Here is a 24,622-nt window from a genome sequence, read left to right as displayed (position 1 = left end):
CGACGAGTCCCGTTCAAGACATCCGCCGCGGAGTATGGGTCCCGGCCGTCGCCGGGACGACGGCGGTGGAGCAGCGTGCGAACGCGATCAATCGATTTCGTGTTCCCGCGGTGCGTCACAGAATCGCGCCGAAGCGACTTTCGGATAGCTTGCGTCACAGTCGCGATCGACTACCCTTGGTATACAAGCAGGCCCGGCGTCAGATCGGGCCGCAAGAGGGAACGCGCATTGCACGGACAGGCCGACCGGCGCAGCGAAGCCATGCGAAGCGCCAGCGAGGGAACTCGCCGCCGCGCGTTCACCGGCCTCTGGGTCGCGGCATTGCTGGCGATCCTGACCTTCCTGGTCATCTATCCCGTCTTCATGCTGCTGCTCGGCGCGCTCACCGACACCAATCCGGTGGTCGACGGCATCCGTCTCAGCCTGAGCCATTTGTCGATCGCCAATTTCCTCGCCGTGCTGGCCAATCCGAACGTCGCCGAAGCGCTGCTCAACACGCTGATTGCCTGCGGCGGCGGCACGGTGATCGCGGTCGCGATAGGGCTCCTGTTCTCCTGGATCGTGGTGCGCACCAACACGCCGTTCAAGGGCTTCATCGCCGCGGCCAGCATCCTGCCGCTGTTCGCGCCGCCGCTGGTCGCGGGGGTGGCCTGGGCCATTCTCGGCTCGCCGAAGACCGGCTTGATCAATACGATGTTCAAGTGGATGGGCTCCGACCTGCGCGTCGATCTCTATTCGATGTGGGGCCTGGTGTTCGTGTTCGGCATCTACTACGCGCCATATGTCTACATGTTCACCTCGTCGGCGCTGCGCAACATGGACCCGAGCCTGGAGGAGGCCGCGGAGATCTCCGGCGCGAGCCCGGTCGCGACCCTGTTCACGGTGACGTTCCCGCTGATCATGCCGGCGATCGTCTCGGGCATGCTGCTGTCGTTCATCGTGATGCTCGGCATCTACGGCATCCCCGCCGTGCTCGGCGCGCCGACCAACCTGAACGTGCTCACCACTTACATCTTCAAGCTCACCAACTGGTCGCCGCCGCTCTACAACACCGCGGCTGCGGTCGCGATCATCCTGATGGTGGTCACGGGGCTCCTGGTCTATCTGCAGCAGAAATTGCTGAGCGGACGCAGCTATACCACCGTCGCGGGCAAGGCGTTCCGGCCGCGCAGCCTCGATCTCGGCCCATGGCGCTGGCTCACCTTCGCGATCGGGATCGTCTACCTCCTCATCGTCGTGGTGCTGCCGTCGCTGGCGCTGATCGTCGCGGCGTTCCGCAAGTTCATGTTCATCCGCGACGTCGCGAGCCTGTTCGACATGCGGCAATATTCGCTGACGCATTTCGAGAGCATCTTCGACAATCCGTTGACGATGCGCTCGATCTACAATGCGGTCGAGGTCGGCGTCATCACGGCCGTTGTCGGCGGCGCGCTCGCCTTTGCGATCGGCTACACCATCCATCGCACCCGCGTCAGCGGACGCGGCGCCATCGACCTGATCTCGACGCTGCCGGTCGCGATCCCCGGGCTGGTGGTTCGGCGTCGCCTATCTCTGGGCCTGGATCGGCGTGCCGGGCGGGCTCTACGGCACGATCTGGATTCTCGCGCTGGCCTTCATTGCGCGCTTCATGCCGGACACCGTGAAGGCGCTGTCGACCTCGTTCCTGCAAATCCACCGCGAACTCGAGGAGGCCGCCTGGGTCTGCGGCAAGGGCATGCTCGGCACCATCAGGACGATCGTGTTGCCGCTGGCGCGGCCGGGGGTGCTGGCGTCGATGACGCTGCTGTTCGTGCTGGCGATCCGCGAGCTCGGCTCGTCGCTGTTCCTCTACACCAGCAACACCATGGTGATGTCGGTGCTGCTGCTCGACTATTATGAGGGCGGCAATATCGGCAAGACCGCGGCCTTCAGCCTGGTGCAGACCGTGCTGCTCGGTGTCCTGATCGGCGGCGCCAACTGGCTGTCGCGCGGATCGGCGCAGGGCAACGTGGCGCGGACCGGATAACAACGAATAAGGGGAGGATTGCGATGGATAGACGAACCTTCACCACACTGGCCTTTGCAAGCGTGGCGACGCTTGCATTGGCGCCTGCGGCACAGGCGCAGGAGTTCGGCTCGGCGGAGTTGATCGCGGCGGCCAAGTCCGAAGGCAAGCTCGTCTACTACACCGCGAACTTCGCCGAGATCGAGCAGCAGGTCATCAAGGCCTTCAATAAGCGCTTTCCCGAGATCAAGGTCGAGATGGTCCGGGCGCCCGGCGGCCAGCTGATCACCCGCGTGAAGACTGAGGCCGCGGCCGGCAAGCTGATCGCCGACGTCGTCGACCATTCCGACCGCGCGCTGATGCAGCCGCTGGAAGACCTGTTCCAGGATTACGCGCCGCCGAACGCGGCCGATTACGATCCGCACGCGCTGATCTCGCCGAAATACTGGCCGCGCGCGACGATCGCCTGGTCGATCGCCTACAACGCCGAGCTGGTGAAGGACCCGCCGAAATCCTGGATGGACCTGACCAAGCCGCAGTATGACAAATTGATCGGGCAGGTGTTCGCGCAGTCCGGCGGCACCACCTGGACGCGGATCATGTTCGAGCGCCAGGTGCTCGGCGAGGACTATTGGGCAAAGCAGGCCGCGACCCATCCGGTGCTGTATCCCTCCGGCGCGCCGACGGCCGATGCGCTGGTGCGCGGCGAGATCGCGATCGCGCCGCTGCTCTACAACGTGATCTACCAAAAGAAGAAGGACGGCGCGCCGATCGAGATCTTCTTTCCGCCCGAAGGCGCTCCGGTCAATCCCTACGCGACCGGCATTCCGAAGACGGCGGTCCATCCCAATGCAGCAAAGCTGTTCCTGAACTGGTGTCTGTCCAAGGAAGGACAGACCTTCATGATCAAGGAGCTTGGCAATCTCACATCCCTGAAGGCGCCGCCGGCATATCCGGAGGGGTTCGATCCAAAGGTGGTCAAGCTCTGGTATCCGAAGTTCGACGAGTATGTGAAGCTGCACGCGGCGTGGGTCGCGGACTGGGACAAGACGTTTGGCTACCGGCAATAGGCTGATGGTGCAGCGATGACGGCGACGCTCGAAGTCACCGATCTCAGGAAGCAATTCTCGATCGGCCGCCCGGCCATCGACGGCGTCAGCTTTGGCGTGCCGGCCGGCGAGATCGTGGTGCTGCTGGGGCCGTCCGGCTGTGGCAAGACCACGACGCTGCGCTGCGTCGCCGGGCTCGAGCATCCGACCGGTGGCGAGATCAGCATTTCCGGGCGGGTGGTCTCCTCGCCGGCAAGCGGCATCCTCGTGCCGCCGCGTTCGCGCGATCTCGGCATGGTGTTCCAGTCCTATGCGGTGTGGCCGCATATGACGGTGCGGCAGAACGTGATCTATCCGCTGAAGCACCGCAAGATCGGGCGCACCGATGCTGCCCGCATGGTCGAGGAGGCGCTGGCGCTGGTCGGACTGTCCGACTATGCCGACCGGCCGGTGGTGGCGCTGTCGGGCGGCCAGATGCAGCGCGTCGCGCTGGCGCGCAGCACGGTGTACCGGCCGCAACTCCTCCTGCTCGACGAGCCGCTGTCGAACCTCGATGCCAAACTGCGTCTGCGGCTGCGCGACGACCTTCGCGTCATCCTCAAGCAGACCGGGATGACCGCGCTCTACGTCACCCATGACCAGGCCGAGGCGGTCGTGCTCGGCGACCGGATCGGGGTGATGCGCGACGGCAAGCTGCTGCAGATGGACACGCCCGACGTGATCTACAACCGTCCGGCCGATCTGTTCGTCGCCAATTTCACCGGCGCCACCAACGAGCTCGCGGGCACGCTCGTCACATGCAATGGCCGCTATGGCGTGGTCGATTTCGGTGACGGCCGGCAGGGGGAGGTCGCGCTGTGCCAGGCGCTCAAGCCCGACGAGAAAGTGCGGATCGCGCTGCGGCCCGAGAACATCGCGATCGGCCGGCCCGACGGCGCCAACACGTTCTCGGCAAAGGTGCTCGACCGTAGATATCAGGGCACCCAGACCGCCTACGGCATCGAGCTGTTCGGCAAACGGCTGGAAGCGATCGAGCTCGGCACCGCCGCGCGCCATCAGGTCGGCGTCGAGGCACAGGTCGCGTTGCCGCGCGAATGCCTGTGGGCCTATCGCGACAGCGGGCCGGCATCGCATGATTAGAGCGTGGTATTGTCGCGTCGAGTGGCGAAGGGCTGGGCTCCCTCGCCCCGCTCTTCGCGGGGAGAGGGGGGGGGAGGGGCTGCTTCCGCGAATACAGTGATAGTTGCGTTTGCGGAGGCTCCCCCTCACCCGGAACCCATCTAACGATGCGTTCCGCACGCGGGGGCGAGGTGAAGCGGCGGCCGTCGCGTGGCGCGATGGCAGGCAGCCTGTGCCGCCAGCGCGCCGCCTAACCTTCCTCCACCAGCGCGCGGATGCTGCGGGCGAGTCCGAGGATGCGCGGACCGCATTCGCGCTCGATCTGCTCGGCGCTGAAGCGGAAGGAGGGGACGCCGCAATTGACCGACAGGCATTCGCCGGTCGGCGTCCGATAGAGCGGGGCGGCGACGCCGAAGATCTCGCGCCGCCATTCGCCCAGCGAGACGGCAAAGCCGCGCTCGCGGCACAATTCGATGTCGGGCAAGGTGCGCTTCTGCACGTAATCGAATTCGTCGGGGCGCTCGGCCTTGACGCGCGCGACATAGGCGCCGAGCTCGTCCTCGGTGAACAGCGACAGCAGGGCGCGCCCCACCGCGGTCGGCGCCAGCGTGCTGACAAAGCCGACGTCGGGCACGTGCGGCGCCGTATCCGTCGTGCGCAGCGTCTCGACATAGATGAAGTCGATCCCGAACGGCATCGCGATCGACACCGTGCCGCCGGCATAGGTCGCGAAGTCGCGCATCAGCGGACGTGCCAGTTGACGCACCTTCAGCGCGGACAACACAGGATAGGCGGCGGCGAGCGCACCCAGCCCGAGCACGAAGCGGCCCTTGGTGTCGCGCCTGAGATAACCGAGCTGCTCGAGCGTGTAGGTCAGCCGCGACACCGTCGGCCGCGACAGGCCGGTATGCAACGCGAGTTCGGCGTTCGACAGCGAGCCGGGATGACGGCGAAACGCCGCCAGTACATCGAGCCCATGCGCAAGGGTGGTCGCAAAGGACGGGTCCGCCTGAGTCTCGGCAGGGGAAGATGCTATCATACGGAATATTGGTCGCAGATGGCCTGATTTGTCAATATATCGGAATGAATTTGCAAATCGTGTCGATATCGGTTTATCTGCCGGGAATAAGGACAAGGAACCGCTGGAGCGAGGCGACTCCCGATGACGATGACCGAGCAAGCCCGAGACGCAAAGCCCGCCGCGATCGACAAGGAGAGGCTGCGCCTGAAGTATCAGGAGGAGCGCAACAAGCGGCTGCGTCCCGACGGCAATGACCAGTATCTCCAGATCAAGGGCCAGCTCGCGCATTATCTCGACGATCCCTACACGCCGGTCGTTGAGCGCGCGCCGAAGACCGATCACGTCACCTTCGCCTTTATCGGCGGCGGCTTCGCCGGGCTCGCCACCGCGGCGCGGCTGACCGAGGCCGGGCTCACGGACGTCCGCATTGTCGAGAAGGGCGGCGATTTCGGCGGCACCTGGTACTGGAACCGGTATCCCGGCGCGCAGTGCGATACGGCGTCGATGGTCTACATGCCGCTGCTCGAAGAGACCGGCCACATGCCGTCCGAGAAATACGCGCATGCGCCGGAGATCCTCGCGCACTGCCAGCGGATCGGGAGGCAATTCAATCTCTACGACAATGCGCTGTTCCACACCGAGGTGACGAGCCTCGATTGGGACGCGGCGCAATCGCGCTGGATCATCCGCACCACGCGGGGCGACGCGTTCACCGCGCAATATGTCGGCATCGGCACCGGCCCGCTGCACGTGCCGAAGCTGCCCGGCATTCCCGGCATCGAGCGCTTCAAGGGCCACTCGTTCCACACCAGCCGCTGGGATTACGACTACACCGGCGGTGACCCCAAGGGCGCGCTGATGGAGAAGCTGGCCGACAAGCGCGTCGGCATCATCGGCACCGGCGCGACCTCGGTGCAATGCATTCCGCACCTCGCGCGCGCCTGCAAGGAGCTCTACGTATTCCAGCGTACGCCATCGTCGGTCGATGTGCGCGGCAACGAGCCGATCGATCCCGACTGGTTTGCCGAGATCGCGACGCCGGGCTGGCAACAGCGCTGGCTGGAGAATTTCACCGCCAACCAGGCCGGCGGATCGGCCGAGGAGGATCTGGTGCAGGACGGCTGGACCGACCTGTCGAAGCGGATCCGCGCCAAGATCATGCTGCTGCCGCGCGAGCAGCGAAGCGTGGAGAACATGCGGGCCGCGTTCGAGGATTCTGACTTCGAGAAGATGGAGGAAATCCGCAACCGGGTCGACACCATCGTCCGCGATGCCGACACTGCCAGGAATCTCAAGGCCTGGTACGGCCAGCTCTGCAAGCGGCCATGCTTCCACGACGCCTATCTGCAGGCGTTCAGTACGCCGGGCACCCATCTGGTCGATACCGACGGCAAGGGCGTCGATGAGATCACCGAGAACGGAATCGTCGTTGCGGGCAAGGAGTATCAGCTCGACTGCATCATCTATGCGTCCGGCTTTGAGGTCGGTACCGAGTACAAGCGGCGCGCGGGCTTCGATCTGACCGGCCGCGACGGCATCAAGCTATCGGAGCACTGGGCCGAGGGCATGCGTACCAAGCACGGCATCCACGTGCACGGCTTCCCCAACGTGTTCTTCGTGCAGCCGACCCAGGGCGCCAATCTGATCTCCAACGTGCCACACAATCTGACCGAAGCGGCGCGCACCATCGCGCTGATGGTCGGCCACGCGCAGGACAACGGCTTCATGGAAATCGAGGTCAGCAAGGAAGCCGAGGATCGCTGGGTCGAACTGCTGCTGACTGGCGTCGGCCGGATGATCGGCGGGCCGGATTGCACGCCCGGCTACTACAACAATGAGGGCCGTGAGCCCGGTCCCGCGGCCAAGCTCAGTGTCGGCCATCCCTCGGGCGCGCTGGCCTACTTCAAATATATCGACGGCTGGCGCCGTAGCGGCCAGTTCGAGGGCGTGCAATTCCGCTGAGGGAAGCGCGATCGGAACCGATTTCCGCCAATCGAGGGAGTGCTTGAGTATGGCCCAGACAACCGCAAGCGAAACGTCGCACGAAAGTCCGAAGGCGGCATCCGCGCCGGTCATCGCGCAGCACGCGGCGACGCTGAAGGCGCTGCCGTTCGCCGACACCAGGGACTTCGACGACGCCGCGCGCGGCTTTCTCGGCACCATCGAGAACGCACGCGTCACCTCGGCCCAGGGCAGGGCGGTCTGGAGTCTCGAGCCCTACGGATTCCTGTCCGAGGAGAAAGCGCCCGCGACCGTCGATCCGAGCCTGTGGCGGCAGTCGCGGCTCAACATGCATCACGGCCTGTTCGAGGTGGTGCCGGGTGTCTACCAGGTGCGCGGCCTCGACATCGCCAACATGACCCTGATCGAGGGCGACACGGCCGTCATCGTGGTCGACACGCTGACCTCGATCGAGGGCGCGCGCGCCGCGATGGAATTGTACTTCCGGCACCGCGGCAAGCGGCCGGTCGCCGCCGTCATCTTCACCCACACCCACACCGACCATTGGGGCGGCGCCCGCGGTGTGCTCGACGACGCTATGCTGGCGACGGGCGTGCCGATCATCGCGCCGAACCTCTTCATGGAGCATGCGGTCTCCGAGAACATCATCGCGGGGCCGGCGATGCTGCGCCGTGCGCAATACCAGTTCGGGCCGTTCCTCGCCAAGGGCGTGCGCGGCCATGTCGACTGCGGCCTCGGCAAGACTATGGCGGCGGGCGGCGTGGCGCTGCTGCGGCCGACCGATTTGATCATCGCGACCGGCGACAAGCGCGTGATCGACGGCGTCGAGTTCGAATTCCAGATGGCGCCGAACAGCGAGGCGCCGGCGGAGATGCATTTCTTCATCCCGCGCTACAAGCTCCTGAATCTTGCGGAGAACTGCACGCACAATTTCCACAATCTGCTGCCGTTCCGCGGCGCGGATGTGCGCGATGCGCTGGCCTGGTCGAAATATCTCGGCGAGGCGTTGCAGATGTGGGGCGGCAAGGCGGAAGCGATGTGCGGCCAGCACCACTGGCCGGTGTGGGGGCGGGAGCGGATCGACAGCATGATCCGCGAGCAGCGCGACCTCTACAAATACGCGCACGACCAGACCATCCGTCTGATGAACCATGGGCTCAATGCAGCCGAGATCGCCGAGACGATCCGCCTGCCGCAGAGCCTGGAGGGCGCCTGGCACGGCCGCGGCTATTACGGCCACATCAGGCACAATGTGAAGGCGATCTACCAGAAATATCTCGGCTGGTACGATGCCAATCCGGTCAACCTCGATCCGCTGCCGCCGGTCGAGGCCGGCAAGAAATATGTCGAGTATATGGGCGGCGCCGACGCGATCCTGAAACGCGCCGCGGCGGATTTTGCCAAGGGCGAATTCCGTTTCGTGGCGCAGGCCGTCAGCCATCTCGTGTTCGCCGAGCCTGATAATCAGGCCGCGCGCTCGCTCCTCGCCGACACGTTCGAGCAGCTCGGCTATGCCGCGGAAAGCTCGACCTGGCGCAACGCCTATCTGTTCGGTGCGCAGGAGCTGCGGCAGGGCATGCCGAAGACGCCGCCGCGCTCGCCGATGCCGCGCGAGACGCTGGCTGCGCTGCGCACCGAGCAGCTTTGGGACGTGCTCGGCATCCGCCTCAACGGCCCCAAGGCCGAAGGCAAGCGCATCGTGCTGAACTGGAGCTTTACCGATACCGGCGAGACCTTCGTGCTCAATCTCGAGAATTCAGCCCTGACCTACGTTAGGGGTGCGCAGGCGGCCGATGCGCAGGCGAGCTTCACGCTGGCGCGCAGCGTGCTGGACGAGGTCATCGCCAAGCTGACCACTTTCCCGGACGCCGTCGATGCCGGCAGGATCAAGACATCCGGCGAGCTGCAGCGGCTCGATGAATTGATGGCGCTGATGGACGAATTCCCGCGGATGTTCGAGATCGTCGAGCCGAAGCGGACGGCGGTGACGTGACGAAGTCGTTCCGGGGCGATGCGAAGCATCGAACCCGGAATCTCGAGATTCCGGGTCTGGTCCTTCGGACCATCCCGGAATGACGTGGCACTTAACTTACGCACTGAGTTGGCAAGTATCTCAAATCCCGAGATACGCCGCCTGCACCTGCTTGTTGCCCGCGAGCTCGGCGCTGCTGCCTTGCATGATCACATTGCCGCTTTCCAGCACGTAGGCCCGCTGCACCAGCGACAGCGCGCGGCTGACATTCTGCTCGACCAGCAGGATCGCGGTGCCCATCTTGTGGATCTCGCCGATCTTCTCGAAGGTGACGTCGGTCATCACAGGCGCGAGGCCCAGCGAGGGCTCGTCCAGCATCAACAGGCGCGGCTTCAGCATCAGGCCGCGGCCGACCGCGAGCATCTGCTGCTCGCCGCCGCTCATGGTGCCGGCGAACTGTTTCCTGCGGTCGGCGAGCCGCGGGAAGATACTGTAAACGAGCTCCATCGTGCGCGCGCGATCCGCCTTGGCCTTCGGCGTGTAGGCGCCGATCTCGAGATTCTCCTGCACCGTCATTTCCGGGAACTCCTGGCGGCCTTCCGGCACATGCGCGATGCCGAGCTCGGGGATCCGGTAGGGCGACAGCGTGGCGAGGTCGACGCCGTCGAACGTGACCTTGCCGCCGAACAGCTTGACGAGGCCGGAGACGGCGCGCAGCGTCGTGCTCTTGCCGGCACCATTGGCACCTAACAGGCCGACGGCTTCGCCCTCGCCAATGGAGATGCTGACATCGGTGATGGCAGGGACCGAGCCGTAGCTGGCGCTGACGCGCGAGAGCTCAAGCATGGGCGTCTCCCTGCGCCGGCGGATGCACATAGGAGCCGAGATAGGCGCGGATCACTTCCGGATTCTCCACGATCTCCTTCGGCGCGCCCTCGGCGATCTTCTGGCCGTGGTCGAGCACCACGATGTGGCGAGCCACCGCCATGATCGCGCGCATCACATGCTCGACGATCACGATGGTGAGGCCGCTGGCGGAGAGCTTCTTCACCAGCGCCACCGCCTGGTCGATCTCGGCCGGGTTGAGTCCGGCCATCACCTCGTCGAGCAGCAGGATCTTTGGCTGCGTTGCCAGCGCGCGGGCCATTTCCAGCCGGCGCTGGTCGATGGTGGTGAGGTCCTTGGCCGGGGTCTGCTCTTTGACGGAGAGGCCGACGAACTCGATCGCCTCGAGCGCCTTGTTGCGCGCGGCCGCGATATGCCGGTCGCGCAGGAACGCGCCGGTCATCACATTGGCGAGCACGGTCATCGCGCCGAACGGCTTTGCCACCTGGAAGGTGCGGGCAAGGCCCAGCGCGCAGACATCATGCGGCTTGAGCCCCACGATCTCGTGACCGAAGGCGAGCACCGAGCCGGAATCCGGCCGATGAAATCCCGTGATCAAATGAAAGCTCGTGGTCTTGCCGGCGCCGTTCGGCCCGATCAGCGCGACCGTCTCGTTCTCCTGCACCGTGAAGCTGACGTCCTGCACGGCGCGCAGGCCGCCAAAGCGCTTGCTGAGACCCTTGATGACGAGTGCTTCTGCCATCGCGACGACCTCAGGCGCGCGCCGGCTTGCGCCGGGCGGTGCGGTGATAGATGTCGGTCGCGAACCCGATCAGTCCGGTCGGCCGCCACAGGATGACAGCCATCAGGATCAGGCTGTAGACCGTGAGCTGGATGCCGCCGACCGAGCTGCCGAGCCAGCTTTGCAGCAGCGCCGACGTGGTCTCCAGCAGCACGGTGCCGATCACCGGTCCCCACAGCGTGCCGATGCCGCCGACGATCGACACCAGCGCCGCCTCGATCGAGACGTTGAAGCTGAACGCGGTCGCGGGATCGATGAAGTAGATGTATTGCGTGTAGAAGGTGCCGGCGAGCGCGGTCAGGAACGCGCTGATCATGTAGATGTCGCGCTTGACCTTCGGCGCGTTGACACCGACCGCCTCGGCGGCGTCCTCATCCTCGCCGATCGCGACGAGATAGTAGCCGATCCAGGATTTCTCGATTCTGTAGGTGATCCACAGCCCGACCACGAGCAGGCCGAGCACGACGTAATAGTACGACGACTTTTCCTCGAACTGCATCATCAACGGCGCACTGCCGAGGTTCGGGATCGTGGTGCCTTCGGCGCCCCAGGCGAAGTCGCGGAACTTGAGGAAGATCAGCATCAGCACCTGGGCTGTCGCGATGGTGGCGATGGTGAAATAGGGACCGCGCAGGCGGAAGCAGAGCCAGCCGATCGGCAGGCTTGCGAGCATCGCGACCACGCCGCCCGCGATCATCCCGATCCAGGGCGAGATGCCGTAGTTCACCTGCATGATGGTGGAGGTGTAGGCGCCGAGCCCGAAATAGGCGGCGTGGCCGAGCGACAGCTGCTTGGCGTAGCCGCCCATCAGGTTCCAGGCGACGCCGATGAAGGAGAACAGCAGGATGCGGATGAAGATGTCGATCGCGAACGATGAGGTGACGAGCTGGGGCAAGGCGAGCATGACGACCGCCCCGATCGCGAGCCACAGCCATTTGAAGTTGCTGGACGTCTGCATCACCGGCCCCTCCTGGCGCCGAGCCCGCTCGGCCTGAACGCGAGCGTCAGCAGCAGCAGCGCGAACACCACGATCAAGCCGGAATCGGCGCCGACGAACTGGATGCCGAGCGATTCCGCGACGCCCATCATCAGGCTTGCGATCAGCGCGCCCATCACATTGCCGAGCGTGCCCATCACGACCGCGACGAACGCCATCAGCACGAACACCTGGCCGACGAATGGATAGGCTGAATAGAACGGCATCAGCAGCGAGCCGGCGGCGCCCGCGAGCGCCAGCGCGGTGCCGAACGCGACCGCGAACACGCGGTTCGGATTGATCCCCATCAGCATCGCGACGTCGCGGTTCTGCGATGCGGCGCGCATCGCGCGGCCGAGATCGGTGGTGTGCAGGAATACCCACAGCAGCCCGCTTAGCGCCATCGCGACCGCGAAGGCGATCAGTTTCGCCACCGGGATGTACAGCCCGCCGATATGCCACGCCGCATCCGAATAGGACGTGTGGACTGTGCGGTAATTGGCGCTGAACAACATCAGCGAGAGATTGAGCAGCAACAGCGACAGCGCGAAGGTCAGGAAGATCTGCGGCATGTCGTTCGGCCCCAGCACCCTGCGGATCAGGAAATGCTGGATCAGGACGCCGGCGAGGAACAGCACCGGCATCGAGACCACGAGCGAGACCAGTGGATCGATGCCGAACTGGGTGGCGAGGAAGAACGAGATATACATCCCGATCATCACGAACTCGCCCTGGGCGAAGTTGACGATCTTGACCACGCCGAAGATCAGCGTGACGCCGATGCTGACAAGCGCGTAGATGCCGCCGATGAGCAGGCCGTTGATCACGGCCTGGGCCAGTGTCTCCCACATGCGATGCGACCGCGGTTCAGGTCTTCATCAGCGGGGCGCGGGCGTCTTCCTTCGGGAAGACGCTGACGAGATCGGTGTTTTGCCACTGCACGCCGACCGGGCGGCCGTAGACGTTCTTGCCGTCCGGCCCGAACTTCACCTTGCCGCCCGGCGCCATCGCAGCAAAGCCCGAGGAAACATCGAGCGTCGAGAGCGCCTCGCGCACCTTCTTGGGATCGGCGGAGGCGGCGCGCTCCAGCGCGTCGGCCAGCATGAAGGTCTGCGCGACCAGGCCGCCGGCATATTCGAACGCGAACTCGCCGGTGCGCTTCTTGAATTCGACATTCACCTTCTGCGCGTCGTCGCTGACGTCGTGGTTCCAGTGCGCAACGCCCTGCAGCCCCTCGGCGGCATTGCCGACATTCTTGTAGAAGTCCGGCATCACGAAGCCGCCGGAGCCGCCGTTGATCGCGATGTTGAGCCCGACCTGCTTTACGGTGCGCACGATCAGGATGAGGTCGTTGAGATAGGACAGCGAGAACAGCGTGTTGGCGCCGGAGGCCTTGACCTTGTTGATCAGCGGGCTCGCGTCGGTGAAGCCGGCCGAGTAGGGCTCGAACATCACGATCTCGACGCCTTCGCCCGGCGCCAGCTCCTTCAGCCCGTTCGAGGTCGAGGTGCCGAACGCGGTGTTCTCGAAGATTACGGCGACCTTGGCCTGCTCGCTGACCAGCTTGGCCATCTGCAGCTGCGCCTTGGCAAACTGCGAAGCGCGCGCGAACGGCGTGAAGGTGTAGGTGCGTCCCTTGTTGAGCTGATCGGAGCTCGATCCGGTGATGATCGGGACCTTCGCCCGTTCGCAGACTTCGCTCGCGATCAAGGTCAGCGCGCTGGCATAGCAGCCGTGGATCGCCGACAGCTTGTTGCCCGTGATCAGGCGGTCGGTCTCGGTGCGCGTCACCGTGGTGTCGCTCTGCACGTCCGAGACGATGAGGTTGAGCTTGGCGCCGCCGAGCGACTTGATGCCGCCGGCCTCGTTGACCATGTCGACCGCGAGCTTGGCCGCAGCCACGCAGCCGACGCCGATCTGCGCCATGCTGCCGGTGGTCGGATAGAGCGCGCCGATGTTGATCGGATCGGCCGCCCAGCCGCGCAGCGGAACGGCGCCGAACGCGCCTGCCGCCAGCACGCCGCCGGTCTTGGCGAGGAATTTGCGGCGGTTCAGCTTGTTTTGTGAGGCTCTGGTCGGTGCGGCATTATTAATGGCCGACGGCTTGCGGTCCCCTGTCATAACGTTCCCCCTGCGCGATCTCGGCACGGTTGCTCCGTCCGCTCGCTTATTATTTTTTGCTCAAGCGCGGCGCATAAGAGCACGTAATTTGGCATTCGCAAAGGCGATATCAGCCGAACTGATGGGGAAACCTGTCATCGCTGGTGCGTCGCAGCAATCGTGCGACGCGGGCATGCGTAGTGTTTTGCTGCGTGAGAGTTGCCGCCGCTCACGACGGTATTATTGACAATCGAACGACCCGACGGACCGGCACGGATGGTGCCGGCCGGCCCGCCGGATCATTCGATCGGCCGCTGCAACTGCTACTCTGCGCTGGCCACCAGCTTGAAGCGCGGCTCGGCTTCCATCAGGCCGCGGAAGGCGGCGAGATAGTCGAGCGCCATGCGCCGCGCGGTGAAGCGGGTCTCGAACTGCTTGCGGATCGCGTCGCGATTGAGCGTTCCTAGGCGGCCGACGGAGGAGATCGCACTGATCTCGTCCTCGACGATGAAGCCGGTCAGGCCATCCTCGATGATCTCCGGCACCGAGCCGCGGTTATAGGCGATGACGGGCGTGCCGCAGGCCATCGCTTCGATCATCACGAGGCCGAACGGCTCCGGCCAGTCGATCGGAACCAGGAGCCCGATCGCGCCGCTGAGAAAATCCGGCTTCTCGCGGTCGCTGATTTCGCCGATGAACTCGACCAACGGGTTGCTGGTGATCAGCGGCTTGATCAACTCATCGTAATATTCCTGGTCGGCACGATCGACCTTAGCCGCGATCCTCAGCGGAATGCCGCAGCGGGTTGCGATCTTGATCGCGCGATCGACGCCTTTCTCCGGCGCGATGCGCCCGAGTACCGCGAGATAGGACGGCTTCGCCGGTTGCGGCGTCAGCAGATTCTCCGGTAGGCCGTGATGGATGGTGCGCACCCAATGCGCCTGCGGCACCGGCCGCCGCTGCGCGTTGGAGATCGAGATCACCGGAATCTTCGAGAAGGTGTTGAAGACCGGCTGATGCTCCGGCAGGTCGAGCCGTCCGTGCAAGGTGGTGACGAACGGCGTCGGCTGCCGCGCGAACAGCGACCACGGATAATAGTCGAGATGGCAGTGCAGGAAGTCGAACTCCTCGTCGTCGGCCTTCTGCCGCACGCGTTCCAGCATCACCATGTGGAGCGCATTGGGATCGCGGACCGAGCCGTCGAGCCGCAGTGCCTTCGGCCAGGTCGCATCGAGCTTCGCGGAGGTTTGAGAATCGCCACTGGCGAACAACGTCACGTCATGTCCAAGTGTTACAAGTTCTTCGGTCAGCCAGTGCACGACCCGTTCGGTGCCGCCGTAGAGCTTGGGGGGAACAGCCTCCGTCAGCGGGGCAACCTGCGCGATGCGCATCTCTCCGTCTCCTGTTTGTAATGTGGAATGAACTACCCTCAGCCCTCAGATGGCACCGACATGCCAAAGACGGGAACGTTCTCGCACGTGCGAGGTTCCTTAGATGTGGGAGATCTGCCGCTTCTTTCTTCCATCACACTGTGGTCTTGCTGATGCCATCACGCTCCAACACGGTTTTGCCTATGCCAGCGTTGCAAAATTGTTGCGCAGTGATGGCTGCATCAAGGAATCCCACCGCCGCCCTTCACGTCATCGTGCGCGAGAGCTTCGACTAGAATTTTCTCGTTCACCTTCAACAGCTTTGCAGGACGTCATGGACCATCTGTCAGGATACGCGCATCGTCCGTTTCCCTTTGTGTTGCGCTATCTGCGCCGGCGTCTGCCGTCGCATGTTGTGATTTTGTCAGCCGTTGTTGCGGCGGTTGCCTGCTCGGTAGGCACGCAATACGGCGTGAAGAATCTGGTCGATGCGCTGTCGGCAGGGCCGTCGGCCGCGAACGGCGTATGGCTGGCATTCGCTCTGCTCATGTCACTGATTGCAGCTGACAACTTCCTGTGGCGGATCGCGAGCTGGACCGCGAGCTACACCTTTGTCAGCGTCACCGGCGATCTTCGCCGCGACATGTTCCGCCATCTCACCGGCCACGCGCCGAGCTATTTCACGGACCGGCTGCCGGGCATGCTGACCAGCCGGATCACGGCGACCTCGAACGCGGTGTTCACCGTCGAGAATATGTTCGTATGGAACGTGTTGCCGCCCTGCATCGCGACCTTCGCGGCGATCGCCCTGGTTGGAACAGTCAGCGTGACAATGTCAGCAGTGCTGATCCTGATCGCCGGAACCATGGTGGTGGCCATGTTCCGCATCGCCGCCGCCGGCCGGCCGCTGCATGACGATTTCGCCAACAGGGCGGCCGCCGTGGACGGCGAAATGGTCGACGTCATCAACAACCTGCCGCTGGTACGCGCGTTCTGCGGCCTCGGCTATGAGCACGAACGCTTCGATGCGACCGTCAATCGGGAACTCGTCGCGCGTGGCCGTTCCCTGCGCTACCTCGAGAAGCTTCGTCTCATTCACGCCGGCGTGACCGTCATCCTGACCATCGCGATGCTGGCCTGGGCGCTCAGCCTCTGGCAGCAGGGCGCGGCGACCACCGGCGACGTCGTGCTGGTCTGCACGCTCGGCATCTCGATCCTCAGCGCCACCCGCGATCTCGCGGTCGCGCTGGTCGACGTCACCCAGCATGTCGCGCGGCTGACCGAGGCGCTGGCGACGCTGCTGCAGCCGCACGAGCTGAAGGACCATCCGGAGGCCGAGGCGCTGGTGAAGAGCGGCGCCGCGATCGCCTTCAACAACGTCTCGTTCCGCTATCCCGGCGGCCTGCAGGTGTTCGAGCGCTTCAGCCTGCGCATCCAGCCCGGCCAGCGGGTCGGCCTGGTCGGCCACTCCGGCGGCGGCAAGTCAACACTGTTTACCCTTCTGCAGCGCTTCTACGACGTCGAGCAGGGCAACATCACCGTCGACGGCCAGGACATCTCGCGCGTCACGCAGCAAAGCCTGCGCGCCGCAATCTCGGTGGTGCCGCAGGATATCTCGCTGTTCCACCGTTCGATCCTGGAGAACATCCGCTACGGCCGGCCGGACGCCACCGACGACGAGGTGCTGCGGGCGGCGATCGCGGCGCGCTGCGACTTCATCGAAACTTTGCCCGAGGGCATGAACACCATCGTCGGCGATCGCGGCGTCAAGGTCTCCGGCGGCCAGCGCCAGCGCATCGCGATCGCGCGCGCCTTCCTGAAGGATGCGCCGATCCTGCTGCTCGACGAGGCCACCGCGGCGCTCGATGCCGACTCCGAGGAGGCGATCCGCGAGGCGTTGTCGCGGCTGATGCGCGGGCGTACCGTGGTCGCGATCGCGCACCGCCTCGCGACGTTGCGCAGCTTCGACCGCGTGCTTGTGCTGCAGGGCGGCCGGATCGTCGAGGACGGTCCGCCCGATATCCTCGTGAAGGGAAGGGGCCCCTACCGCGACCTGGTCGCGCGTGAAATGGGCCGACTTTCCACCAGCGCGGCCTGACCCCGCGTCGTCAAGTGCGTTTGTGCGTTCCGGTGCGTTCGTTCGAACCAGGATACGGGCCAAGCAAAGTCGCCAGAGGTTCAGATGGCAGCTGACGTCGTTACGCAGATCATCACCGCTCGCATCACGGAGCACGTCGCCGAATCGCCGTTCTACATTCCGATGACTGGGCCCGCGGCGCGGCCGCGGCGCTCGCTCAAGCATGACGACACCTTCATCGTGCTCGACAGCCATGGCGACATCGGCGCCTCGGCCGGCGGGCCGGACGGCCTGTTCAACGCCGACACCCGCTACCTGGCGCGGCTGGAAATGGTGCTGGAGGACGTGCAGCCGCTCCTGCTCGGCTCCAACATGCGCGACGACAATTCGGCGCTGACGGTCGACCTTACCAATTCCGACGTCTATCGCGACGACCGCCTCACGCTGCCGAAGGACACGCTGCATATCGTGCGCTCGATCTTTCTGTGGCGCGGCACGGCCTATCAGCGCATCGGCCTGCAGAATCACGGCGATCATGCCGCAAGCTTCGATCTCACGCTGCTGTTCGACAATGACTTTGCCGATCTGTTCGAAGTGCGCGGCGAGCGCCGGCCGCGGCGGGGCATCGGCTCGAGCAAGCTGCTCGGCCCGACCGACGTGGTGCTGGAATATTGCGGCCTCGACGAGCAGACGCGGATCACCGCGCTGCATTTCGATCCGCGGCCGACGCGGCTGTCGGTCAACGCGGCGACCTATCATTTCGATCTCGAGCCGGGGCAGGTCACGTCGCTGTTCGTCGCGGTCTCCTGCAACAAGCCGATCATGCAGAAGCCGGTGCCGTTCTTCCGCGGCCTGCTGGCGCATCGCCGCGAGATGCGGACTTCGTCGGCCGGCGCAGCCAGCATCGAGACCTCGAACAACATCTTCAACGAGGTGCTGTGCCAGGCGATGGCCGACCTCAACATGCTGATGACCGAGACGCCGCAGGGCCGTTACCCCTATGCCGGCATTCCCTGGTATTCGACGACGTTCGGCCGCGACGGGCTGATCACCGCGTTGCAGATGCTGTGGGTCGATCCACGGATCGCCAAGGGCGTGCTGAAGCGGCTCGCGCTGTTCCAGGCCAAGGCGGTCGATCCGCTGGCCGATGCCGCGCCAGGCAAGATCCTGCACGAGATGCGCGGCGGCGAGATGGCCGCGCTTCGTGAGGTGCCGTTCGCGCATTATTATGGCAGCGTCGATTCGACTCCGCTGTTCGTGCTGCTCGCCGGGCTCTATCTGGAGCGCACCGGCGATTTGGAGACGCTGCGCGAGCTGTGGCCCGCGGTCGAGGCCGGCTTGCAATGGATCGACGGCCCGGGCGATCCCGACCGTGACGGCTTCGTCGAATATCAGCGCGCCACCGAGGAGGGGCTGCGCAATCAAGGCTGGAAGGATTCGTTCGACGCCATCTTCCACGCCGACGGAACGCTTGCCGAGGGCAATATCGCGCTCGCGGAAGTGCAGGGCTACGTGTTTGCCGGCAAGCAGCTTGCCGCGCGCGCGGCGCGCAAGCTCGGCTTTGCCGACAAGGCTGCGAAGCTGGAAGCCGAGGCCGAGCGGCTGCGCGAGCGGTTCGAGGAAGCATTCTGGTGCGAGGAGCTCGGCACCTATGCGGTCGCGCTCGACGGCGCCAAGCAGCCCTGCAAGGTGCGCACGTCGAATGCCGGCCAGGCATTGTTTTCCGGTATGGTGCGGGAAGACCGCGCGCGGCGGGTCGCCGCCGATCTGATGAGCCAGAAGTTCTTCTCGGGCTGGGGCATCCGCACCGTCGCCGCGGGCGAAGTGCGCTACAACCCGATGTCCTATCACGACGGCTCGATCTGGCCGCATGACAATGCGCTGATCGCGCTCGGATTTGCCCGCTACGGCCTCAAGCATTCGGTCGCGCATCTGTTCAAGGGCCTGTTCGACGCCGCGAGCTATATGGAACTGCGGCGGCTGCCGGAATTGTTCTGCGGCTTCCGCCGCGAGCGCCGGCGCGGCCCGGTGCTCTATCCCGTGGCCTGTGCACCGCAGGCCTGGGCGAGCGCGACGCCGTTCACGCTGCTGGAGGCGGCGCTCGGCCTCGAGTTCGACACCGCGCGCGGCGAGATTAGGTTGCGCGATCCGCGGCTGCCGGAGTTCCTCAACGACGTGGTGCTGCGCGACCTTAGACTCGGCGCTTCCAGCGTCGATCTGAGGCTGCGCCGCCATGACGACGAGGTGTCGCTCGAAGTGTTGCGCACGCGCGGCCAGATCCAGGTGTCTATCGTGCTGACGCATTGAGCGTCGTCGCGCGGCATGCGTGCGCCGGGAAATCGCGGGGAGGGTAACATGCGTCCGAGGATGATGATGATGCTGGTCGCAGCGGCGCTGCTGGCATGCGCGGGTGTCCGGGCCGCCGACGACGAAGCGCCGGCGCCTGCACCATCGCCGCCGGCCGTGCAGGCGCCGCCAGCAACGCCAGCAACTCCTGCGCCGCCGGCAGCCCAGGCGCCGCCAGCAGCCTCTGCGACGCCGAAGGAGCAGGCGAAGGAGCCCTCAAAGGAATCGTCCAAGGAACCGTCCAAGGAACCGTCGCCGCCGCCGTCGGTGACCGTGATCGGTGCTCGCGATGCGCACGGCATTCTCGGGCGCGACGTTCGCAGTTCCGCCAATGAGAACATGGGCCGTATCGTCGACGTCATTGTCGACCGCGACGGCAAGGTCCGCGCCGCAGTGATCGATTTCGGCGGCTTCCTCGGCGTCGGCAGCCGCAAGATCGTGGTCGATTGGAACGCGCTGCGTTTCGCCGGTGTTTCCAGCAAGAGCGACAGCATCACGCTGGACCTCAACAAGCAGCAGGTGAGCGCTGCGCCCGAGTACAAGGAAGATACGCCGCTGATCGTGCTGGGCGCGGCGGGAAGCCTGCATCCATGGGATTACGAACATTAGGGGGGTAGAGCTGGTCGCGCGTCCGAACTCTTCTTTAGAGACGGTTGGCGACGATCGTGGCGAGCGATCAGCCGGCAGCACCAACGTTGTGTCAATTGTCCCCGATCAGCCCACTCCGGAGGAACCGCGCGGGCCGTCGCGGGAAAGCCAGCGCGGCCTCGACTGGTTCATCTTCTTCCTGGCCGACGTGCAGACCGGCTTCGGCCCGTTCGTCGCGGTCTATCTGACGACGCAGAAATGGACCCAGGTCGAGATCGGCTTCGTGCTCTCGATCGGCGGCATTATCGGACTCTTGGGCCAGATGCCCGGCGGAGCGATCGTCGATGCGGCGCGCTCCGAGCGGGTCGTTGCGGGCTGTGCGGTGGCCGCGATTGGCGCCAGCGCGTTGGCCTACGCGCTCTGGCCGATCTTTCCCGTGGTGACGCTCGCCGCGACGCTGCACGCGCTCGCGAGCTGCGTGCTCGGTCCGGCGATCGCCGCGATCAGCCTCGGCCTGGTCGGGCCGCTTGCGATCGGCGAGCGGCTCGGCCGCAATGCGCGCTTCGCCTCGCTCGGCAGCGGCTCGGCCGCAGCACTGATGGGCGCCTGCGGCTATCTGCTGTCGAGCCGCTCGGTGTTCCTCGTCACCTTCATCCTGGCGATCCCGACGCTGTTGTCGCTGGCCCGGATCCGCGAGCGCGAGATCGACATCGCGCAGGCCCATGGCGAGGTGAAACGGGAAGTCCCCGACAAGCGCGCCACCAGCGTCGTCGGCCTGGTGCGGCAGCGGCCGCTCTTGATCTTCGCCGGCGCGATGATGCTGTTCCAGCTCGCCAATGCCGCGATGCTGCCCCTGATGGCGGGCGTGGTGACGACCCGGTCGAGCCAATGGGCGCCGGTTCTGATCGCGGCCTGCATCATTGTGCCGCAGGCGATCGTCGCGCTTTCCTCGCCGTCGGTCGGCCGCAAGGCCCAGGCCTGGGGGCGGCGGCCGCTGTTGTTGATCGCATTCGCCGCGCTGGCGATCCGCGGCCTGTTGTTCGCGACGGTGCGTGACCCCTATGTGCTGGTCATGGTGCAGATTTTCGACGGCATCACCGCGGCGATCTTCAGCGTAATGGTGCCGCTGATCGTGGCCGACATCGCCTTCGGCAGCGGCCATTTCAACCTGGCGCAGGGCATTGTCGGCACCGCGGTCGGCATTGGCGCGTCGCTCAGCACGGTGCTGGCCGGCTATGTCAGCGACAAGCTCGGCAGCAGCACGGCCTTCATGGGCCTCGCCGGGATCGCCGCATTCGGGCTGTTCGTGATCTGGCTGGTGATGCCGGAGACGCGGCGGACGGCATGATGGCAGGGCGCAACCGCGGCACCATTGGCCGCCACCGACCAGACTGGGATACGGCTACCGGTCGGTTTTGCTGCGCGGCACCCTTTCTCCTGCATGTGCCGTCATATATGAGTGAATACATAAGTGATTTGCTGCTGGAACGAGTCCGATGGTCCCCAGGAGCGAGTTCGCGCGTTGGACCGTGGCGGCGATTAATCAATCCAAAATCGCGGTCTGGTACGGGATTGACGGAGCGCGGGCAGGCATTTCGACCGAGGAGCGGCATGGTACATCGAACGACGACGGCGCAAACCACCGGAGCGATGCGGCGTTGGGGCCAACCCGCCTTTGTGACTTTCGCAGCGATGGTCACACTTGCGTCACTGACCGGTGGCGTCGCGGCGAAAGAGCAGCGTCCCGCGGCAGCCGTCGAGGCGACCGCGCCGCGCACCGCTGGCGAGCCGATCATGGCGATCGTGTCGATCAAGGCCCAGAAGGTGACGCTCTACGACGCCGAGGGCTGGATCTACCGTGCGCCGGTCTCGAGCGGCGTCAAGGGACGCGAGACGCCGGCCGGCGTCTTTGCGCTGATCGAGAAGGACAAGGATCACCACTCGACCCTGTATGACGATGCCTGGATGCCCAACATGCAGCGCATCACCTGGAACGGCATCGCGCTGCATGGCGGGCCGCTGCCGGGATATGCGGCCTCGCACGGCTGCGTCCGGATGCCCTACGATTTTGCCGAGAAGCTGTTCGACAAGACCCGGATCGGGATGCGGGTGATCATCGCGCCGAACGACCCGGCCCCGGTCGATTTCACCCATCCGGCGCTGTTCGTGCCGAACGCGCAAGCCATTGCGGCAGCTCCGGCGCGCGCCGAGAAGCTCAGCCGCGAGGCCACGGATGCCGCCAAGGCAGCCGACGAGGCGAAGAAGGCTTCGATAGCCGCGACCAAGGAGGCCGCACTGTTCACACCGGCGTCGCTGCGCAAATTGCAACAGATCAAGACCCGTGCCGATGCTGCGGTTGCGTTGGCCGACAAGACGCTCGCCGCGGCCAAGACCGACCAGGCCAAGGCGCGCGCCGAGGATCTGAAGCAGAAGGCGGTGGCCAAGGCCGCGGAAGCGACCACGCAGTTCGAGGCCGCCCAGGGCGACGCCAAGCCGAAGCTCGACGCCGCAGCCGCCGCCAAGGACGCCACCAAGGCGGCCGAGACCAGGAAAGCCGATACCCAGAAGGCGGCGACCGAGGCGAAGCTCGCGCTGGAGCCGGTGTCCGTCTACATCAGCCGCGCGACGCAGAAGCTTTACGTTCGGCGCAACACCCACAAGCCGTGGGCTGATGGCGGCGAAGTGTTCGACTCGAGCATCGAGGTTCCAGTCACGATTCGCGATCCGGACAAACCGATCGGCACGCACATCTACACGGCGATGGCACGCAACGACGCGGGCGGTCTGCGCTGGACCGAGGTGTCGATCGACGACGGCGACAGCGCCAGGAACGCGCTCGACCGCATCACCATCCCGCAGGATGTGCTGGATCGCATCGCGCCGACCGCCGTTGCGCGCTCTTCGATCATCATCTCGGACGAGCCATTGAGCGCCGAGACCAACTATCGCACCGAATTCGTCGCCGTTCTGAGCAACCAGCCTCAGGGCGGTTTCATCACGCGCAAGCCGACCCGGCCCATGATGACCGACGACATGGTTGCGAGCAGAGACGACGACGGTTTCGGCTTCTTCTATCAGCGCAGCTGGAATCCCCAATCGGGCACCCAATACGGTACTCCGTATGGCAGTCCCCAATACAGCAATCCTCAGTACGGCAATCCCCAGATTTACGGTAATCCGCAAGCGGCCAATCCGCGCCGGCGCGGCGGCCAGTACTTCTGGCAATCGCAACAGGACTGGTAGCGGGGCGTCGAGGACGCAGGCCGCAACGAGCGGCCGGGGCGTGAGATCAGCATTGCAGCGTTGGGCGGCGGCGTGATGTCGCCGCCCAATCGCATTGTGCGGTTGCCCGTCTTACGGGCGAGCTTCCAGGATCAGGTTGAACGGCGTTTCCGCGGCGCGGCGGAACCGCGAGAAGCCGCCCTGGCGCGCCACCTCGCGCAGTCTTGCCTCTCCGGCCTGCGCGCCGAGCGCGAGCCCGACCTCCTGGTCCAGCGACGCCGGCGTGCAGATCATCGTCGAGGCGGCGTAGTAGACGCGCCCGATCGGATTGAGGTTGTCCTCCAGCCGGTCGTTGGCGAACGGCTCGATCAGCATGCAGGTGCCGTCGTCGGCGAGGGTGGAGCGGGTATGCTTGAGGGCGCCGACCGGATCGCCCATGTCGTGCAGGCAGTCGAAGAAGCACACCAGGTCATAGCCCTTGGCCGGGAATGTCTTGGCGGAATGCGTTTCGAAATGAACGCGGTCCGACAATCCCGCCTCCCGCGCGGACTTCCGCGCCGCCTCGATCGAGCCCTCGTGATAATCGAAGCCGTAGAAGGTTGATTTTGGAAACGCCTCCGCCATCAATCGCGTCGAGACGCCGTGCCCGCAGCCGACGTCGGCGACGACGGCGCCTTTCTTCAGCTTGTCGACGACGCCCTCGAGCGCCGGCAGCCATTCCTGCACCAGATAGTGCTTGTAGCTGGTGCGGAAGAAGCGGGCGGTGCCGCAGAACAGGCACTCGCTGCGCCTGTTCCAGCCGACGCCTTTGCCGGTCTTGAAGGCGTCGGTAATTTTTGGCTCATCGAGAAAGGTCGCGCCGACCAGGCTTCCGACGGCGCCGAGGAAGACCGGGCTGTCCTCGTCGGCCAGCGCGAGCGCCTGCTCGGGCAGCATCGAGAATTTTCCGGATGCCTTGTCGTACTCGATGTAGCCGGAGGCCGCCTGCGCCGACAGCCACTCCTGGATGTAGCGCTCGGCCGTTCCCGTTGCCTTGGCCAAGGCCGCGGCATTCATCGGCCCGCCCTGCGCGAGGGCCCTGTACAGCCCGAGCTTGTCGCCCAGCAGCATCAACGAGGCATTCATCGCCGCGCCGACATCGCCGATCATCTTTCCCATGAATGAATTGAGGCGCTCTTCGTTGACGTCCATGATGTTCCTCCATCGCAA

At 65.2% G+C, this 24,622-nt stretch carries 18 protein-coding genes and 1 pseudogene; 11 read left to right on the top strand and 8 right to left on the bottom strand.

Annotated features, from left to right (window positions below):
- Positions 1 to 261: 261 nt before the first annotated feature.
- The 4 genes and pseudogenes from ACVWZM_RS06140 to ACVWZM_RS06125 all read left to right on the top strand — a co-directional run.
- Positions 262 to 1,068 (top strand): annotated as a pseudogene (locus tag ACVWZM_RS06140) (ABC transporter permease); the annotation flags it as partial.
- A 499-nt stretch (positions 1,069 to 1,567) separates the two neighbouring features.
- A complete protein-coding gene (locus ACVWZM_RS06135) occupies positions 1,568 to 2,005 on the top strand; it encodes an ABC transporter permease (protein ID WP_456852198.1) in 438 nt (145 codons plus the stop codon).
- Between the two features lie 23 nt (positions 2,006 to 2,028).
- On the top strand, positions 2,029 to 3,054 hold the full coding sequence (locus ACVWZM_RS06130; protein ID WP_168857894.1) for an ABC transporter substrate-binding protein: 1,026 nt from the start codon (positions 2,029 to 2,031) through the stop codon (positions 3,052 to 3,054).
- Between the two features lie 15 nt (positions 3,055 to 3,069).
- Positions 3,070 to 4,173, top strand: a complete 1,104-nt coding sequence (locus ACVWZM_RS06125; RefSeq protein ID WP_456852196.1) for an ABC transporter ATP-binding protein — start codon at positions 3,070 to 3,072, stop codon at positions 4,171 to 4,173.
- Positions 4,174 to 4,402: 229 nt separating this feature from the next.
- Here ACVWZM_RS06125 and ACVWZM_RS06120 read toward each other — a convergent pair whose 3' ends face one another.
- Positions 4,403 to 5,191 (bottom strand): IclR family transcriptional regulator, encoded by a 789-nt coding sequence (locus tag ACVWZM_RS06120; protein WP_057017541.1) that lies wholly within the window; start codon positions 5,189 to 5,191, stop codon positions 4,403 to 4,405.
- Positions 5,192 to 5,314: 123 nt separating this feature from the next.
- Between ACVWZM_RS06120 and ACVWZM_RS06115 the strand changes: the two genes are divergently transcribed.
- Entirely contained in the window at positions 5,315 to 7,135 is a 1,821-nt protein-coding gene (locus ACVWZM_RS06115) for a flavin-containing monooxygenase (protein ID WP_456852194.1), read from the top strand.
- Between the two features lie 49 nt (positions 7,136 to 7,184).
- A complete protein-coding gene (locus tag ACVWZM_RS06110; RefSeq protein WP_168857897.1) occupies positions 7,185 to 9,128 on the top strand; it encodes an alkyl/aryl-sulfatase in 1,944 nt (647 codons plus the stop codon).
- 120 nt (positions 9,129 to 9,248) lie between these two features.
- Here the strand turns inward: ACVWZM_RS06110 and ACVWZM_RS06105 are convergent, their stop codons facing one another.
- From ACVWZM_RS06105 to ACVWZM_RS06080, 6 genes are all read right to left on the bottom strand, one after another.
- Positions 9,249 to 9,953: an ABC transporter ATP-binding protein gene (locus ACVWZM_RS06105; RefSeq protein WP_456852192.1), complete on the bottom strand. Its 705-nt coding sequence runs from the start codon at positions 9,951 to 9,953 to the stop codon at positions 9,249 to 9,251.
- Positions 9,946 to 10,695, bottom strand: a complete 750-nt coding sequence (locus ACVWZM_RS06100; RefSeq protein WP_076827049.1) for an ABC transporter ATP-binding protein — start codon at positions 10,693 to 10,695, stop codon at positions 9,946 to 9,948. Before ACVWZM_RS06100 ends, ACVWZM_RS06105 begins: the two co-directional genes overlap by 8 nt.
- Before the next feature lie 10 nt (positions 10,696 to 10,705).
- Entirely contained in the window at positions 10,706 to 11,692 is a 987-nt protein-coding gene (locus ACVWZM_RS06095; protein WP_168857899.1) for a branched-chain amino acid ABC transporter permease, read from the bottom strand.
- Entirely contained in the window at positions 11,692 to 12,561 is an 870-nt protein-coding gene (locus tag ACVWZM_RS06090) for a branched-chain amino acid ABC transporter permease (RefSeq protein WP_028334343.1), read from the bottom strand. Before ACVWZM_RS06090 ends, ACVWZM_RS06095 begins: the two co-directional genes overlap by 1 nt.
- Positions 12,562 to 12,577: 16 nt before the next feature.
- Complete coding sequence (locus ACVWZM_RS06085; RefSeq protein WP_168857900.1) at positions 12,578 to 13,831, bottom strand: ABC transporter substrate-binding protein; 1,254 nt, start codon at positions 13,829 to 13,831, stop codon at positions 12,578 to 12,580.
- 302 nt (positions 13,832 to 14,133) lie between these two features.
- Positions 14,134 to 15,201, bottom strand: coding sequence for a glycosyltransferase family 4 protein (locus tag ACVWZM_RS06080; protein ID WP_057017535.1), 1,068 nt, complete (start codon positions 15,199 to 15,201; stop codon positions 14,134 to 14,136).
- 313 nt (positions 15,202 to 15,514) lie between these two features.
- Here ACVWZM_RS06080 and ACVWZM_RS06075 point away from each other — a divergent pair, with 313 nt between their 5' ends.
- From ACVWZM_RS06075 to ACVWZM_RS06055, 5 genes are all read left to right on the top strand, one after another.
- Entirely contained in the window at positions 15,515 to 17,278 is a 1,764-nt protein-coding gene (locus tag ACVWZM_RS06075) for an ABC transporter ATP-binding protein (protein WP_076827043.1), read from the top strand.
- A gap of 84 nt (positions 17,279 to 17,362) precedes the next feature.
- Positions 17,363 to 19,564, top strand: a complete 2,202-nt coding sequence (locus ACVWZM_RS06070) for an amylo-alpha-1,6-glucosidase (protein WP_456835341.1) — start codon at positions 17,363 to 17,365, stop codon at positions 19,562 to 19,564.
- A 60-nt stretch (positions 19,565 to 19,624) separates the two neighbouring features.
- Positions 19,625 to 20,212, top strand: a complete 588-nt coding sequence (locus tag ACVWZM_RS06065; protein ID WP_141340353.1) for a PRC-barrel domain-containing protein — start codon at positions 19,625 to 19,627, stop codon at positions 20,210 to 20,212.
- Positions 20,213 to 20,300: 88 nt separating this feature from the next.
- Positions 20,301 to 21,539 carry an MFS transporter gene (locus ACVWZM_RS06060; RefSeq protein WP_229190824.1) on the top strand — a complete coding sequence of 413 codons (1,239 nt, stop codon included), beginning with the start codon at positions 20,301 to 20,303 and terminating at the stop codon, positions 21,537 to 21,539.
- Positions 21,540 to 21,802: 263 nt separating this feature from the next.
- The gene (locus ACVWZM_RS06055) at positions 21,803 to 23,434 is read left to right on the top strand and encodes a L,D-transpeptidase family protein (RefSeq protein WP_456852190.1); all 1,632 of its coding nucleotides are present in this window, start codon (positions 21,803 to 21,805) and stop codon (positions 23,432 to 23,434) included.
- A gap of 111 nt (positions 23,435 to 23,545) precedes the next feature.
- Here the strand turns inward: ACVWZM_RS06055 and ACVWZM_RS06050 are convergent, their stop codons facing one another.
- Positions 23,546 to 24,604, bottom strand: coding sequence for a class I SAM-dependent methyltransferase (locus ACVWZM_RS06050; protein WP_057017529.1), 1,059 nt, complete (start codon positions 24,602 to 24,604; stop codon positions 23,546 to 23,548).
- Positions 24,605 to 24,622 lie beyond the last annotated feature (18 nt).

The organism is Bradyrhizobium sp. USDA 4501 (assembly GCF_054062115.1).
Note: the sequence above shows the minus strand (reverse complement) of the source record. Positions and strands in the feature narration are given on the sequence as shown.